The organism is Cyclobacterium salsum, assembly GCF_010119245.1.
In the GTDB taxonomy this organism is placed as follows: domain Bacteria; phylum Bacteroidota; class Bacteroidia; order Cytophagales; family Cyclobacteriaceae; genus Cyclobacterium; species Cyclobacterium salsum.
This window is the reverse complement of record NZ_WNKG01000006.1, coordinates 291118-306466: the sequence shown is the minus strand read 5'-3', so window position 1 is coordinate 306466 and position 15349 is coordinate 291118. Positions and strand designations below refer to the sequence as shown.

The 15349-nt window shown below is 35.3% G+C and carries 15 protein-coding genes; all 15 read right to left on the bottom strand.

Annotation, left to right across the window (positions count from 1 at the left end):
- Window positions 1-104: 104 nt before the first annotated feature.
- Window positions 105-1748 carry a capsule assembly Wzi family protein gene (locus GJS45_RS12615; RefSeq protein ID WP_162342201.1) on the bottom strand — a complete coding sequence of 548 codons (1644 nt, stop codon included), beginning with the start codon at window positions 1746-1748 and terminating at the stop codon, window positions 105-107.
- 155 nt (window positions 1749-1903) lie between these two features.
- Window positions 1904-2671 carry a glycosyltransferase family 2 protein gene (locus GJS45_RS12610; protein WP_162342200.1) on the bottom strand — a complete coding sequence of 256 codons (768 nt, stop codon included), beginning with the start codon at window positions 2669-2671 and terminating at the stop codon, window positions 1904-1906.
- Window positions 2672-2887 carry a hypothetical protein gene (locus tag GJS45_RS12605; RefSeq protein ID WP_162342199.1) on the bottom strand — a complete coding sequence of 72 codons (216 nt, stop codon included), beginning with the start codon at window positions 2885-2887 and terminating at the stop codon, window positions 2672-2674.
- A gap of 306 nt (window positions 2888-3193) precedes the next feature.
- On the bottom strand, window positions 3194-3364 hold the full coding sequence (locus GJS45_RS24100) for a glycosyltransferase (RefSeq protein ID WP_394366590.1): 171 nt from the start codon (window positions 3362-3364) through the stop codon (window positions 3194-3196).
- 1 nt (window position 3365) lies between these two features.
- Window positions 3366-4142, bottom strand: a complete 777-nt coding sequence (locus GJS45_RS12590) for a glycosyltransferase (RefSeq protein ID WP_162342197.1) — start codon at window positions 4140-4142, stop codon at window positions 3366-3368.
- On the bottom strand, window positions 4139-4630 hold the full coding sequence (locus GJS45_RS12585; RefSeq protein WP_162342196.1) for a hypothetical protein: 492 nt from the start codon (window positions 4628-4630) through the stop codon (window positions 4139-4141). The genes GJS45_RS12590 and GJS45_RS12585 overlap by 4 nt, the downstream gene beginning before the upstream one ends.
- 680 nt (window positions 4631-5310) lie before the next feature.
- On the bottom strand, window positions 5311-6240 hold the full coding sequence (locus GJS45_RS12580; protein ID WP_162342195.1) for a glycosyltransferase family 2 protein: 930 nt from the start codon (window positions 6238-6240) through the stop codon (window positions 5311-5313).
- Window positions 6237-7142: a glycosyltransferase gene (locus tag GJS45_RS12575; RefSeq protein ID WP_202928078.1), complete on the bottom strand. Its 906-nt coding sequence runs from the start codon at window positions 7140-7142 to the stop codon at window positions 6237-6239. The genes GJS45_RS12580 and GJS45_RS12575 overlap by 4 nt, the downstream gene beginning before the upstream one ends.
- Window positions 7117-8175 (bottom strand): polysaccharide pyruvyl transferase family protein, encoded by a 1059-nt coding sequence (locus GJS45_RS12570; protein ID WP_162342193.1) that lies wholly within the window; start codon window positions 8173-8175, stop codon window positions 7117-7119. Before GJS45_RS12570 ends, GJS45_RS12575 begins: the two co-directional genes overlap by 26 nt.
- A 3-nt stretch (window positions 8176-8178) precedes the next feature.
- Complete coding sequence (locus tag GJS45_RS12565; protein WP_162342192.1) at window positions 8179-9453, bottom strand: ATP-grasp domain-containing protein; 1275 nt, start codon at window positions 9451-9453, stop codon at window positions 8179-8181.
- Window positions 9454-9459: 6 nt separating this feature from the next.
- Window positions 9460-10560 carry a DegT/DnrJ/EryC1/StrS family aminotransferase gene (locus GJS45_RS12560; protein WP_162342191.1) on the bottom strand — a complete coding sequence of 367 codons (1101 nt, stop codon included), beginning with the start codon at window positions 10558-10560 and terminating at the stop codon, window positions 9460-9462.
- Window positions 10550-11533, bottom strand: coding sequence for a Gfo/Idh/MocA family protein (locus GJS45_RS12555; protein WP_162342190.1), 984 nt, complete (start codon window positions 11531-11533; stop codon window positions 10550-10552). Before GJS45_RS12555 ends, GJS45_RS12560 begins: the two co-directional genes overlap by 11 nt.
- A 7-nt stretch (window positions 11534-11540) precedes the next feature.
- Complete coding sequence (locus GJS45_RS12550) at window positions 11541-12974, bottom strand: NDP-hexose 2,3-dehydratase family protein (protein WP_162342189.1); 1434 nt, start codon at window positions 12972-12974, stop codon at window positions 11541-11543.
- A 5-nt stretch (window positions 12975-12979) separates the two neighbouring features.
- Window positions 12980-14425, bottom strand: coding sequence for a lipopolysaccharide biosynthesis protein (locus GJS45_RS12545; RefSeq protein WP_162342188.1), 1446 nt, complete (start codon window positions 14423-14425; stop codon window positions 12980-12982).
- A gap of 569 nt (window positions 14426-14994) precedes the next feature.
- A complete protein-coding gene (locus tag GJS45_RS12540) occupies window positions 14995-15285 on the bottom strand; it encodes a UDP-glucose/GDP-mannose dehydrogenase family protein (protein WP_235954745.1) in 291 nt (96 codons plus the stop codon).
- Between the last annotated feature and the right edge of the window lie 64 nt (window positions 15286-15349).

Genomic DNA, 15349 nt, shown 5'->3' with positions numbered 1-15349 from the left:
ACATCTAACCTCTCAGTGTCCCATTTTTCTTTTTAATTTTAACAGCCTTAAAAATTGCATCAATTCTCCAGAAGCTTGGGCGGGCACCAGCGATTATGGTGGGCTTAATCATTCTTTGATTTTGGCTGATTCCATACATAAATCAAACTCGTTTGAGCATGAACTGAAAATAAATTTTGTCCTTTTGGGAAATCAGGAGTACTGTTAGGGTGGAGTTGCCACTGGTAGTTCATCCCATTGATTAACTGAAGTTTAGAGCTGAGAAGGAGGTTGTTCCATTGCTTATCAAAGAGGAAACCAACACTAAGATCTATCCAAGGCTGATGTTCTTTTTGTTGACCAAAGGCACGGTAGTAAAAATCCTGATGATTTTCAAGTCTTTCAAAAAGTATCCCCATCTTATTTAATTTTTCAACTAAGGAGACCTCTAGCGTTTGGACGTTGGACCCCGTGCCTATACCTACTCCAAGGGGCTGCCCATAATTTGTAAAGCCCCTTACTTGATAATGTGTATGCCACGAATCTCCTCCACCCAATCCGGCATACCTAATATATCTATTTACAGATTCTTGTTGATGGGTGATTTCCCCTCGAACTTGAATTATTTGATTTTCCTTCGGAACATTAAAAAGTTTTTTAAATCCAAACAAATATGCTCTGGCATGTTCAGGATTGATGATGGCCTCTCTCCAATTGAAATTATGATCTCTCTTTCCGAATTCAAAATAAATCTCAGCTTTTGCCTTTGGAGCTACAAATCTTGCAAACACACTCAACTGTTGATCTCGAGCTTCAGCATCAAAATCTACTGAATTCTGATTATCAAAAACTCTTTCTTTTTGAAATGGATCAAAAATTGGAAAATAATCTCTTAATGAATTACCCCTATCTTCATTATATTGTTGGTAGGTTCTTGTAAAACCTAGAAAAAGAGCTGGAACCCATTTAGGATTATAAGAAATTGTAAGAGCATTCAAGTATCTCCAATCTCCTGTAAATGGTCTAAAAAATCTATTGTTAACATCTTCAAATTGTGTCGGACCTAACCCGGAATTTTCCAATCTTCCCATTATTAATTGACCCTCAAAATTCCCAATAAAGGTTTTAGCGAGTTTTGAAGTATTTAATGTTAAATGGGGAAATCCTTGTGCATTGTTAGAAAAAATTAATGCATTCCACTGACCAGGGCCCCACCATACATTCTGCGTACTGATCCCTGTTTCAAAAGCACCAAGTTGAAAGGTGATTTTCGATTGTCCCCACCAGATATTTCTGTAAGAGCCTTCTCCAAAACGCTCAGGAGCATCATCACGATTCAGAATTCTAAATCTATCAGAAATGATTCTGGGTGTAAATTCATTAGAAAAACCTGGGTAAGGGGAATTGGAGGCTACAACAACCTCTGGATTAAACTGAATATTGATAAACTTATATTTTGCATAAATTCCAAACGAAGCGTACTGTTGTATTCCTCTATTCGGAATCATCCCATAATTTCCCCAACCGTAAGGTCTATTTGAATTTAACTGAGAGGTAAATATCATAGGTAGTACTTTAAAAAATTTATTTGAATCTGAATTATCAAAATAAATTCTAGGACGTAAACTTAGATCGACCGAATCATTAAAAACATTTAATTGATTCCTTCTAACATTCTCTTCGAAAATCGGAAAACCTACCGGCAAAGTTTGACCGTTTGAATTAATGTAAAAGAAAATCAATAAAAAAAATATAATATATAACTTCATGATATATTTAAAAAAATTTATTAAAGGTTAAGTTTAATCTCTATTTTTATTCAATAAGTTTAAATATAAAGTAACCATTTATCTAAAATAAATATTAACTCGTACAAACATATTAATTTTAAACATTAAATCTAAAATCATGTTTATCAACTAATTTAATTTTTTACATAGTATTTAATAAATCCGTTGAGAGCCCAAATGAAAATTAAATAGGTAGAATGAAAAATATTTAACTTCGCAACATCCCTATATATTATCCAAACATATGGGATTAAAGCAAACTTATTTCTAGATACAGATTTTTTCCTGATTCTATATATAGCTAAAGGTTCTTGAATTCCATAGGCAAAATCAATTTTTTTTAGAAAAGCAAGCCAAAGTCCCCAATCTTGTCTCTTATCAATTGCAGGCATATATAATTTACCTATTTTTCTTAAATCAATAAATGCCGTTAGACAAGAAATAGGACATGATTTTAAAAGACTGCTATAATTTATTTTTTGGGGAACAATAAAATCACTTAATTTCGGATTTAAAGATTCATCCCTTCTTTCATAAGATGCGAAAACAAATTGATAATTATTTTCCAAACAGAAATTTAAAGAAGTTTCCAAAAAATTGGGAAACCAAATATCATCTCCATCAAGAAAAGTAATAAAACTTCCTTTTGCAACTCTGATTCCTTTATTTCGAGTTATTCCCGGTCCTAAATTTTCATTGTTCTTTAACAGAATTATTCTTTTATCTAATTTTAAATATTCTTCAATAATCTTAATGGAATTGTCGTTTGAACAATCATCAATTAAAATCATTTCCCAATTTGAAAAAGTTTGTTTCTGAACAGAAATAATTGTTTGCGCAATGAATTTTTCGCAATTATGAACCGGAGTAATAATTGATATTAAATGCTTATTATATTTCATTTATTCTAATGTTGCGATAAAATCTTTCATTTTACCATTTGCAGGAATAATTGATTGATTATAAATAATTTTGAATTTCACATCGTCTTTAAAGTATTTAACTAATTCAAATTTCAATAAAGATTCATATCCCAATTCAGGCTGTTCTATTTTCAAAATGACAAATCCCCTATGGTTTTGAATCGCTTGATAATTCAAAATAATATCCTTTTCCATTGGATATTCCGGACGATACTGACCCCTTTCTTTTTATCTACAATTTGAAATTTGAATCCCTTCCCTTGTAGCTTTTTACAAAACCTGGAACCTATAAAACCTGACCCTCCTATGACTGTTATAATTTTAATATTGATGTTTTTTGATAAATAGTAAGCGGAATTCCAAAGAGATAGCCCTCAACTTCCCGAAATAACTTCCAATTATATTGGATCAAATTTAATTTATTACTAGATACGGAAGAACTGCTCACCCTGTATTGAGCAATAGAGTTGTTTCTTGCAACTGCCGGCCCTGAATTCCTTTCTAGTTAAAAAATTTTAATACGGTAAGCTCTTTTTTTGTTTCCTGCAAATACTCCCATGCCCCGTCAGTGATTAACAATTCCCTATCTCCATAGGTTTGGGAAAGAATCGATGTGATAGTGCTTTCCAAAAACTCTAGGGAGTTATGCGTCGGGGTGATGATTGAAACCATTTTATTCATGCTCAAACTTAAAATTATATCCTCTAAAGAATGCGGAGAGATATGTGGGTATTTTATGTATTTTTTTTACTTTCCTAAACTGAGCCATCAAAAAGACCAAACTCAATCCCAAACCTTGTCGTCCATTGATTCTTCTCATGGCGGCCCCTTTGGTAAAAAAGAAATCTGAATCTATGGTTTTGTTGGAGCTTTCTTTGGGATGGATCACAATCGGCGCAGGATAGGAGTAGAGTTTCAGTCCTTTTCTGAGCGCATCTGCCAAAAATATATTCTCCTCCCCTCCTTTGATCTGGGAACCCAATCCAAATCTTTCGTCAAAAAAGAGCTGATGTTTTTCAATAGATTTCCTTTTAAAGGTTATTTCTATGGAAGAAACCCGCAGGATAGACAATTTGTCATGTAAAAAAATTCTATTTCTATATGATTTATAAGGTCCTTCCTTTGGAGTAATTATTTGAAATGAAATCAGATCAGCATCAGGAAGTGACTCGTATGCCTTGGCAATAGTTGTCTGAAAATCAACGGTGAAATCCACATCATCATCACAGACTACACATACTTCACCCGATGCTTGCTCCAAAGCTCTGTTTCTGCTTTTGGAAAGTCCGGTTTCTTGGAAACTTTTGACAGTAAACTGATCAGATTCGATTTGAATAGAATCTTTTGATTGATTGATCAGCGTCACTTTGAGCTCAGAATTTTTTTTATAAATCTCTTGGAAGTGCTCTATCCGATTGTTCATAGTTGCTACCAAAAGTTCTATTTTCATTTCAGACCGATTTTAAATTTCATTTGGGAAGCAAATATTGGGATCAACAAAAGAACCGCTGGGAGTCGGTGTCTTACCGCTCCGTAGAAATGGAACTCGAAGAAACTGTTGAGCAGAACAAAGGCAATAATGATTAAGAACCAGAGTCTGTATTTGAAAAACAGGTGTTTGAACTTCAGCAAAATGACAAACATAACTGTCAAAACAAAAAGCCCATCGATCAGATAGGCATATTTATTCCAAAAATCCACACTGACAATGATGGGAAGAGGTGACAATAGAAACTGAAAGAATAAGGCAGGAATATCCAAGATCACATCAAACCAATTTGTCCAATTGACAATCGGGTAGGTTGCCCCGGATTCTAAATATTCTTGCCTCTGATAATTTCTGAATGCCGCCAAGCTGATTGGAGAGATGGGGATATTTAAAATTGACCTCAACACGAAGTCCAAGGCAAAGAAGATCGGGAAAAACAGCAGTGCCATTTTCCACAATTTTTTATAATTCCCAGACTTATAAAAGTAAATCACGATAAACACAAACAGATAAAAAATAACCAACTGATATCTAAACATCAGGGTCATCAGAATAGAAATTACCAAGGCAAACTTTGCATTGCTTTTGGACATGGCGTAAATAAAGAGCCCAAAGCTCAGAATCATATATGCCTCTCTCAGTGGAGTTATTGTGAAGATGATCACAGTCGGAAAAAACGTGACAAAGACCATATAAAACTTCAATAATTTTGGATTTAGATCCTTGTAAAGATTGAACCAAGCCCTGATAATAAAAAGAAATCCTATTTGGAAAATCAGAAAGTTGAAGAGAAAAAAGTTAAAGATGGACTTAAAAGACAGCCAATAAATCGGTACAATCAAATACTTGAAGGCGATCTTGAAACCCAAAAATTCCTTATTGACCTCCCCTGTTTTTAGGATAGAATAGAAGAAATCCGTATCAGGGAAATAGGGAATCAGTCTGATTTTGACATCTACAAACATGATCAAGGAATACAACAAAAGCGAAGAAGTATAGAAGATCACAAAGAACTTTTTTTCTTCAGGGAAAAAGTAACTTGCTATAGCAACACAAAGAAATAATATTACAATAAAATGTAATGGAAAGGTAATAAAATCACTCAGTGCAATATCGAGATGATATTTTTTCAAACTGTAAACAGTATTTTAGAAATCACTTTATTTAAGAAAAGGCTGAATTGGGTAAACCTCACCAATCGAAGTTTGACAAAATCCGTATCGGAGATTTTAGGTTTTATAAAGTCATAATCAGCAGCTTCGAAAACAACATTATATCGCCTGATCAGGTATTTATAAAAACCTTTATCCAGAGTAAACAATTCCTGTTGATTATTTTTCTCAATGATATATTTTGCATTTGCAAAAATCACCTTTTTCTTTGCTATATTGATGGTTTTATGGTAATTGGATTTGCGGTAGTAGGTATCATAGAATCGATCTGGAAAAATCAAAACCTTGGATTCTTTTACAGAAAACAATGCTCTAAGATGGAGTTCATAGTCTTGCAATCTTTGTAAATTTTCATCGAAGCCCCCTATTTCGAAAAAATAGGCCTTGGACCACATGCAAGCAATCGTACTCCATAAGATATTGTAATTGGCAAATTGATCCTTCACATAGGAAAGGTCTACGGCCAAATCAGGCTGAGGTGTAGGTTTTACTTCATAATCGGGTATCCCATCGAATTTTAAAGTTCTAAAAATCAAAAGGTCAAAACTTTTCTCCTCAATCCATTTGACTCTGCTCGCAAGGCAATTTTTATCCAAAAGATCATCTGCATCCAGAAAAATCACATACTCAGCAGTAGAAAGAGTGGCTCCATAGTTTCTACAAGCATTTGCCCCCTTTGGCATATTTTCTGGTCTTCGATGGTAGCTGAATTGCTTTGATTTGTCCAACCAAGCATGTGCTATTTTGGAGGAATTGTCAGTACTGCCATCATCGATTATAAAGCATTCCCAGTTGGTGTAGGATTGGTCAAAAACGGACTGAAGCGTTTCGTTCAGATAATCTTCCGAATTGAAAATAGGAATGACTATGCTGATTTTAATACTCATTTATAGGTAATTAGAAATTTGGAATAGGAAGTTGGAAGGAGATCACTTAACAATTTCCTCAAAACAAATAAGGCTTCAGAGAATGATTTTTGAATGAATTTATATTTGATCAATCTGTAGGCTGATTTCACATATTGGTTGGCAGCATAGTCTGACTTTTCCCTTTCAAAAATTTCGCTAAAAGTAAGGTAAGCTTGATTGTACCGCTGCATAAAATTGGTATTGCTATGTACTCCACTTTCGTGAATCCTGTACACCCCCGTTGGCTGATACAAAAAGTATCCTTGCCCCTTCAAGAGCAGGTGATTCACAAGATGAACATCTCTAAAGTGCTTGTACGTCTTAATGATCTCAAAATTTATATGCTCCTTTCGAAACATCAATGTCAGCGTTTTTGCGATCCATTGTTTATACAAATCTGATGATTTAAATCTGAAATCCTTCGAATACTCAAGCTCACTTTCAAGGATTTGATTTTCGGAATTCTTGATTTTGAAATTGCTGCAGACCAAGGATAAATCCGGATTTTTCTCCAACAGATCAACTTGCTTTTGCAATTTGTTTGGATCCGTCCAATAATCGTCTCCTTCACACATTGCAATGTATTTTCCTTGGGCTCTGGGAAAATTATACACAAAATTAATTCCTCTTACTCCCTTTGAATATTGATTTTCCTGCTGAATAATCGGTTTTATCAAACTAGGATATTTTTCACAATAATCTTGAATGATTTCTATAGTCTCGTCAGTTGAAGCGTCATCATGAATTAGGATTTCGTATTCAAAATCGCACTGCTGCATTAAAAACCCGTCCAAACACTGTTTGATATATTTGGAATGATTGTAAGTAATGCAGAAGATTGAAACTATTGTCATATCATATCGATGTAATAATTTTTTCAAAAGCTCCTTTGGATGATTCATCCAGCTCTTTGTTGATCTTTTGATAATATTGCTTCAATTCATTTTTGTTCTTTTTCAACAAATCAATTTTTTCTCTGAGGTTTTGAAGGAAATTGGCATCATCAACTTTGACATTATAGTCCAAAAGATCAAGCTCTTCCATCAATCCACGATGCTTAGGGTGATTTTCCAAAGCTATTACAGGGGTATTGAAACCAATGGGTAAAATCTGGCCATGACCACGCATTGCGATAACGAATTCAGCATATTTATAATATCCTACAGCCTCGTCTGAGTGGTCAAAGGCAAAATAACCAAAATCCCAGACTTCAGTATTTGGAATTCCCTGAATAATATCTTTGGAAATTTGAACATCATCGATTACATGCGGAGCATAAATTATTTTGTAATCCTTCGCTAGCTCTTTTGTAACTTCTCTCATGCTTTGAATGAATTGTTCCTGCTTTTCGATTGATCCAAACCTATTGATAGGCTTATCATTGGCAATTTGAACCAATACAAAAGGCTTGTCAACGAAATTTTTATATTCTGTATTGAGATCAATGTGAAAACCTGGATCAGGAATTACATGTGCTTGAATACCTGTATCTCTAAGCAATCTCTTGGCACTGCCATCATTTCTTACAGAAAAATAAGAGGCATGTTTGAAAGTCTCCTCTAAATGTATCTTCCCTCTTTCAGGTATCCCTCCTTCTTCTTCCCAATAATTGTAACCAACTCCATATACAATAAAAGGGATCTTTATTTCCCTTATCAACTCCTTATCAATCAGCCAAAACCATCCGTTGGGCCAATGTGATCCATGAATTATACCTCCGCCTCCAATTACCAAGAGGTCATATCGTTTGTTTACAACTTCCTTGATATAGTATTCATTGTATTCTCTTCCCTGCAGGTTGGTATTTCCAATAAGATCCACATCCAAATATTCTCTCAACAAATTTTTGACACCAATACCAAGGGCATAATCCCCGATATTATAATTTAAGCAGTAACTGTGTAAAATTTTCACGATTTATTTTATTAAACATTCAACATTGTCCGGTGCAAATACAGGAATCCCAAGTTTATCAAAGACTTCCTTTCTTTCTAAATGAGAATCATCGATAAAAATAGAATTCAATTCTTTCAGGTATTCATATTTTTTATCTCCTGAAGTGATATGAATTATTTCATCAAAAGTTTGAGAAAGCCTCTTTTCTTTAAGTGTAAGATTGATATCCTTTTCGTGTTTGGTAATGAGTACTATTCTTTTACCATCATTGATACATTGATATAAAAATGAAAGAAGTTGCGTATTTATTTTTTCGTCCAAAAGAAGACAATCATCAAAATCACAATATACTGTCTGATATTGAATTGATAATTTATATTTGTTATCTAATGCCCTGTCTAATTCTATTTGATAAGTATTGGCAAACACCTCTACATCAAGGTCAAAAGCATTAAAAACACTGAGTAGCGCAAAGTTTACTCCCCTATTCCTATTGAGAGAGGATGAGCCTCCTAACCTAGCCGCTATTTCAAGCAAGGTTAATTCCCCATCTGAATTTTCTTTTAACTGAACAAACCAAGCTCCGGAAAATTTTATTTTCTTATTAATCAGCTTTACAATATTTGAAATTTCCAGGTCGTATTCCCCGTAAGGTTTCGTATTGACACTAATGCCATTTTGGATTCTTGACCTTTCTCGAACACCAAAGTAGTGAAGAATTCCTTTTCTATCTGTAAAACAATCTACTGTAAATTCCTTTCCCGGGAGATATTCCAAAACCAAACTATCAGGATAATTCAGCAAATGGTTTTTTACTTCAGTGAATGAATTTGCTTTTTTAGTCCCACGGGACCCATAGCCAATATCAGGTTTTAAAAATACGGGAAAACTATTAATCAAGTCAACATCAGGATACAAAGCTGGTACTCTAATGGTATCTTTTAGAATATTATAGGTTCTCAATTTAGACAGACAGACATTGGCTGTCTCTACTGAGGGAGCAATTACCTTACAGCCCAGCTTGTCTTCTATTTGCTTTAGGAAGGATATAACAGTATCCATTGCCGGATAAATCGCATCTATTTTATGATCATTTATGATTTGTTTCAGCTCATCTACAAAGCCTGGTTCATTATAAAATGGCAAACCGGATATATAATTCTCGTAAACAAATTTACCGTGATCATCTACGCTGTTTGCTCCAAACAAAGTAATGTGCCTAGAAAATTTCAGTGAACGATAAATCTCCAAGCCAATTTCGGATCCACAGGGAAAAACTAAGATATTAAAATGCATAAATCCTTAAACTCTGTTATATTCCTTTTTAGAAATTAAATCCAGGATCAAATGCATTTCCACTTTTTTCAAGTTCCAATACAAGGGCAAGCATAAAATCCTTTTGGCAATATCCTCGGCGAGTGGCATCGGTTCATAGGTCACAATATTATTTAAAGTATTTACCGCAGGATAGAAATAGCGTCTTGGATAAATCTTCTGCTTATTGAGTGTAGACTCTACCTCCAATAGTCTTGCTTCGGTATCGAAAATTATTGGAAAATAGGAATAATTGGGTTCTCCTAGTTTAAGTGTTTGAAATTGAAGGAAAGGAAGTTTTTCTAAGGCATTTTTGTAAAAGAAATATTTGTCTTTTCTATCCTGAAGGACTTCATCATAATATTTAAGATTTGCTATTCCCAAGGCTGCATGTACTTCGGTAAGTTTTCCATTGAATCCTTCTTCTACAATATTTTTGGCATCGTTATGCCCAAAAAATCGAATTCGCTTAAGTTTTTCATTCAATTCCGAGCTTGTCGTAATACAACCTCCACCTTCTGCTGTATTGAGAAGTTTTGTTGCATGCAAACTTGTGGCAGCTATATCACCGTATTCCAGCAAACTTTTATTCTTGTAAGTTGAGCCTATGGCATGTGCTGCATCATAGATCACCTTGAGCTGATGTTTCTTGGCAATTTTTTCAATTGCTTCTACATCACAAGGATTACCAAATACATGCACCGGCATAATAGCCACTGTTTTCTCTGTGATTTTCTCCTCGATTTTTAGGGGATCAATACTCAATGTATCAGGTTCAATATCACAAAAAACAGGAACACATCCCTCCCATTGAATTGCACTGAGCGTTGCAACCCAGGTAAAAGGGGTGGTGATGATTTCACCTTTCAACTCAAGCGCCTTGATGGCCATCTGAATAGCGATCGTTCCATTAGAGACTGCAATGAAATTCTCCATACCGAGCTTTTTGGAAATTTCTTTTTCCAATTGCTGAACAAGCGGCCCGTTATGGGTGAGAATTCCTCTATCCCACACGCCTTTTAGGAGATCAACATATTCTTCTAGCGGGGCCAAAGAAGGCTGGGTAACGTAAATAGGGTTATTTTCCATTTGCAATGATTTTGATACTTTCTAATAAACGGGCTTGATCTAAATTTTGCTCATTCTCCTCTTCCATTTTTTCTGAATCGAAGATACAATCATAAAAATAGCTGAGCATATTTGAAAAATGATCATCAGGGCCTAATGTTACCACATTTTTTCCTTCAGCAGTTTCAATCTCAAATTTGGGTTCATACTGAGCCGGAGCGGTAAATAGCCTGTTGGTACTGATCTTCCCTTTGCTAAACCACAATTCCACACCACATTGATAATAATGGTCAAAACCAAAAGCCAAGGATGCAAAAACTCCATTTTCAGGGTGCTCCAAATATGCACCACCCCAAATATCAACTTCTCTCGCAGGCGCTGAATTTAGGGAGGCTGCTTTGACTTGTAGTCCCAAGCCTAGCAAAATCTGGGAAACTTTTGTGGTATAAGCACCAGCATCCAAAAGAGCTCCACCACCAAGATTCTTTTGATAGCGAATATTGTCATCATCAGCAAAGGGTGGGAACCCAAAGACAGCTTTTAGCATGCGCAGTTCTCCCAATTTTCCATTTTTAATCTGATCTTTCAAAAATTTCAATTGGCTATGAAAACGAAACTGAAAATTTTCCAGCAACACTAGCTTATTTTTCTTTGCCAAACCAACCAATTCTTCAACCTCTAAAAGCGAACATGCCAATGACTTTTCAACAAGCACGTGGATACCGGACGCTAATGCCAACTTAGCATATCTATAGTGAAGGGAATTGGGAAGAGGAATATATACAGCATCAATTTTTCCTTTGTCGAGAAGCGCTTCATAAGATCCATGAGCTTCTGCATCAAACTCCCTGGCAAGCTCCTCAGCTTTAGAAAGGTCTCTACTGGCTATTCCCCTGAGTTCATACTGTTCCGGTAGACTTTTTATCGCTGGAATTAAAGACCTTTTGGAAATATTGGCACTGCTTAAAACACCTATTTTGACTTTTTTGATCATTACAGGATTAATATTTGAATGTTAATGCTGCCAATAAGCTTCGTGCTTGAATATTGACATAATTATTGAATTTGATAAACAACTGAAGTTGATTTGCAGTCATCCAGATGAAATTTTCCGGTAAATCCAAAGCAAGCTCCTCACCTGAAAAAACCAACATATTTCGGTTTTGTTCTTTAAAAAATCGTCCACCTTCTTCTGACTGGAGTGTATCAAATACGATCTGCTCTTTGGGGATATTTAGGATATAATCCAAAAAGGGCAAGGAACCGTTTTTTGAATTTCTGTAGTTACCCGTCAGACATTGTACAGTTGGAGCGAATTCAATGATGTCAAAATTCCCACATTCCAATTTTACCTGAACAGCAAAGTGAAGCACACCATCTATTTCTTTGCAGACAAAGGCACATAACCCTTCTTGGGCAGGCTCTACCATCGGCTGTGTCCAACTCATTACTTCTCTATTTTCAATGCTCACTTTGGTAGCGATGATTCTAAAGTATTTGTTCTCTTCGTGGCGGATACAATCTTTTTCGATGATCCAGTTCCTCACTTGATCTAAGGGGATAGTCTCCACCTCTAATTCGTAAAAGCTCTTTCTTTTGGTCACGAAACTGATGATTGAATCAAAACTATGGAGGGCTTTATCTTTCAATAAAGTGGAATTCAAAAGTTTCTTTTCTACAGTTTCCAGTTGGTTCTTGGAATCAAAAAAACTAAACAACTCTATCTCGTCGATTGTATAATTTCCAAACGGTATTCCTGAAATAACCGTTCTGGTATCCATATTGACAAGGTTATCATGGCTCATCAGGACTTTAATTTGGGCAAGCGTGAGCCAGATAAAATTATCTAAAAGCTCGATACCATCCTCCACTTTCAGGATAATATTCCTGTTTCTTTTCCTCAAAAACCTAGCGCCTTGCTCACTTTGAAGTTGATCTAAGATAATCTCCTCTGGTTTGGCATTGATAAAATAATCTAGGTATGCAGGCGATTTTCCTTTGTGTGCCCTGGTGTAATTACTTTTGGTTGCCTGAAGTGTTGGAGAAAGTTGCACAAAATTCACATTGCCAGGCTCAATCTTTGCCTGTACCAAAAAATGAAGAATTCCATTGATTTCTTTTGTCAAAAACCCTAGATAACCTATTTCTGGCTGATTGATGATAGGTTGATCCCAAGATTTGACTCCACCCCAATTCGTTTTAATTCTTATTCCTTCGATAGAAAAGAATTTTCCCGAGTCATGACTTATTTTTAATCCATCATTCTCAAAACTCCAAGCATTTAATTCATCAAAAGGTATTTTTTCAATATTCACATCAACTTTTCTATTTTGATCTTTGATCCACTCCAAGGCCTTTTCAGTTGAAATAAAGGTGTTTTCGAGCGAAAAGGAGCTTTTTAGAAATTTCTGTGAGATACCTTTTAAGTTCTGCATACTGTTCAAGAATTAGATTTTAAGATTTTACTTGAAACAAGTTCTTTGATTTTGACATAGGAGTAGGGTTTGATAGTTTCGGCTGCCCCTATCAAAATTGCCATACCCAATACTAGCTGTAAAGGAAGTAAAGCTATGGCGGGGAAACTCAAATAGCCAATAAAAAAAACCATAAAAGAGATGCACAGATTGAAGATAACCGATGGAACTATATCTAAAATCTGGTCTTTCACAGGGTAATTGATCAATTTCCCACCAAAAGATGCATTTATAAAATAACAGCCAATAGAATAAAAGATCAAATAGACCAACAGCTCTTCGATCCCAATATATATGGCGACCAAAACTCCAGGAATCATCAGTATTTTTTTGATTATTTCCACCCTGAAATACAAGTCAGATCTTCCTTTTACATTCAGGATATTTAAATTCAGCGCATGCACAGGATATAAAAATGCTGAAAAACAGAATAGCTGAACCATAGGAATAATAGGTAACCATTTGACACCAAAAAGTACGGGAACTAAAGATTTCGAGGTAGCGAACAAAAAGAATAACACAAAACTTGAAATGAAAACAGACAACCTGATTAATTTCCTATAATTTTCTTTCAGACTGACATCATTATCTTGAATGTTTGAAAGCAATGGAAAACTTACTCTCTGGATGACCGAGGTAAGGTTTTGCGAAGGAAGATTTTTGAGCATTTCAGCTCGGGTATAAAACCCCAATTTTTCGGCAGAATAATATTTCCCGATGATAAAAAAATACAAGTTATCAAAGGCTCTATTGAGTAAGGTGCTCATCAACAGGTTAGAACCAAAAGAAAATAATTTCCTAAGAGCCGTCACGCTGAAAATTAATTTTGGCTTCCACGAGTTAAATAAAAACAACAAAGAAACCGTTAAGATAGAGTTTATCAGTGTTTTGAAAACCAATGACCAAACCCCGTATCCCAAGTAAGCCAAACTGATGGCTAATGTTCCACTGATAATCTGAGAGGAAACGGATATTTTAGATAACAATTTGAAATTGAGATTTTTTGTTATTACAACTGATTGTACTGAACCGAATGATACAATAATAATATTTATGGATAGGATATTTAATACACTGGATAGCTCTTCAATTTCAAAAAATGACTGGATATACTCTGAAGATGATACAACCAAGACATAGAGGGCGATCGATATTAAAATATTAAAGTAAAAAACAGAATTAAAATCCTTTTCCGTACAATCTTTCTTTTGAATTAGAGCACTGCCAAATCCACCATCCGAAAATATAGGTAAAATAGCTAAAAATACCGCCGTTACCCCAATGATCCCAAAATCCTCCGGCATGAGAAGCCTAGCCAAAATTACTCCAATAATGAAGTTAATAAATGTAATGGCGACATTCTCAAAAAAACTCCAACCAAATGCACTTGTGTTTGATATGCTTTGTTTCAAGACTTCAATTTCTTCAAATAAATTTTGTAATCACTATTCTTAATCTGAGAAGTCCCCTGTGTCCTAGAGAAGCCAGGGAAGGGATATAGATAGGGACTAGTTCACCGTTCTTCAAGGACCGGGCAATTTTTTTGGCTTTCCCTGGCATCCTCCTTCTGTACTTTTTCCTTTGCCGATGTCGGGATGTAAGCCGGACTGACTACGATTAATTTGATACCGAGGGCGCACAGGTTGTGATGAGTCCAATATCCTGAGAATCCCGCTTCATAAGCGCTGAAATAATTTGCACCAAGAAAATTTTTGACAAGAAAATTGTAAAAAGTCTGTGGACAGGAATCCTGAGAGAATGTGACCTAAAATAGATTATCCATCATTACGGTCACTTTCCAGCTTTTGAGTTGGGCATCAATACCAACATAAATATTTTGGCTGGAAAAATCGTTTTTGTTATCTTGTGTTTGCATAAGTTTTGGAGGTTATAGCTTTGTTGTAGAAAACTTAAACTAGTGATTTCCCGAAACTTATGCTATTACTTATGCAAACATATGGCCTTCGAGGTTTTAAAAACCTCAAAGGTCAGACCTTCCATCCACCTTGCTCTTATCCAACACCGACTTCACATCAAAAACCACCTGATTCTCCGATTTCTGAGTTGGCCAGGATTTGAATTCTTGGTGGGCTACGGCGAGAATAATAGCCGCATAATCCTCGAGAACCGGCTTGGCCTCACCGTTGATAACGTAAATACCATATTCATGATTTACTTTTTCAGAATCTCCCCATGGTTCGACAAGCTCAGCATCCGGGTCACAGACAGCTACCTCCTTATCAAAAGACTTTAATTCATTGTAGCTAGCAATTATTTTGTATTTCTAACATCCGGACCATCTTCTCTGGAGGCAAAACCTAGAATACGTACTTTTT

Coding starts and splice junctions, on each gene's coding strand:
- GJS45_RS24100 (WP_394366590.1), bottom strand. CDS start 3,364: ATGGTTTCAATCATCACCCCGACGCATAACTCCCTAGAGTTTTTGGAA.
- GJS45_RS12615 (WP_162342201.1), bottom strand. CDS start 1,748: ATGAAGTTATATATTATATTTTTTTTATTGATTTTCTTTTACATTAAT.
- GJS45_RS12605 (WP_162342199.1), bottom strand. CDS start 2,887: ATGGAAAAGGATATTATTTTGAATTATCAAGCGATTCAAAACCATAGG.
- GJS45_RS12590 (WP_162342197.1), bottom strand. CDS start 4,142: ATGAAAATAGAACTTTTGGTAGCAACTATGAACAATCGGATAGAGCAC.
- GJS45_RS12585 (WP_162342196.1), bottom strand. CDS start 4,630: ATGGCACTGCTGTTTTTCCCGATCTTCTTTGCCTTGGACTTCGTGTTG.
- GJS45_RS12550 (WP_162342189.1), bottom strand. CDS start 12,974: ATGCAGAACTTAAAAGGTATCTCACAGAAATTTCTAAAAAGCTCCTTT.
- GJS45_RS12560 (WP_162342191.1), bottom strand. CDS start 10,560: ATGGAAAATAACCCTATTTACGTTACCCAGCCTTCTTTGGCCCCGCTA.
- GJS45_RS12610 (WP_162342200.1), bottom strand. CDS start 2,671: ATGAAATATAATAAGCATTTAATATCAATTATTACTCCGGTTCATAAT.
- GJS45_RS12555 (WP_162342190.1), bottom strand. CDS start 11,533: ATGATCAAAAAAGTCAAAATAGGTGTTTTAAGCAGTGCCAATATTTCC.
- GJS45_RS12565 (WP_162342192.1), bottom strand. CDS start 9,453: ATGCATTTTAATATCTTAGTTTTTCCCTGTGGATCCGAAATTGGCTTG.
- GJS45_RS12580 (WP_162342195.1), bottom strand. CDS start 6,240: ATGAGTATTAAAATCAGCATAGTCATTCCTATTTTCAATTCGGAAGAT.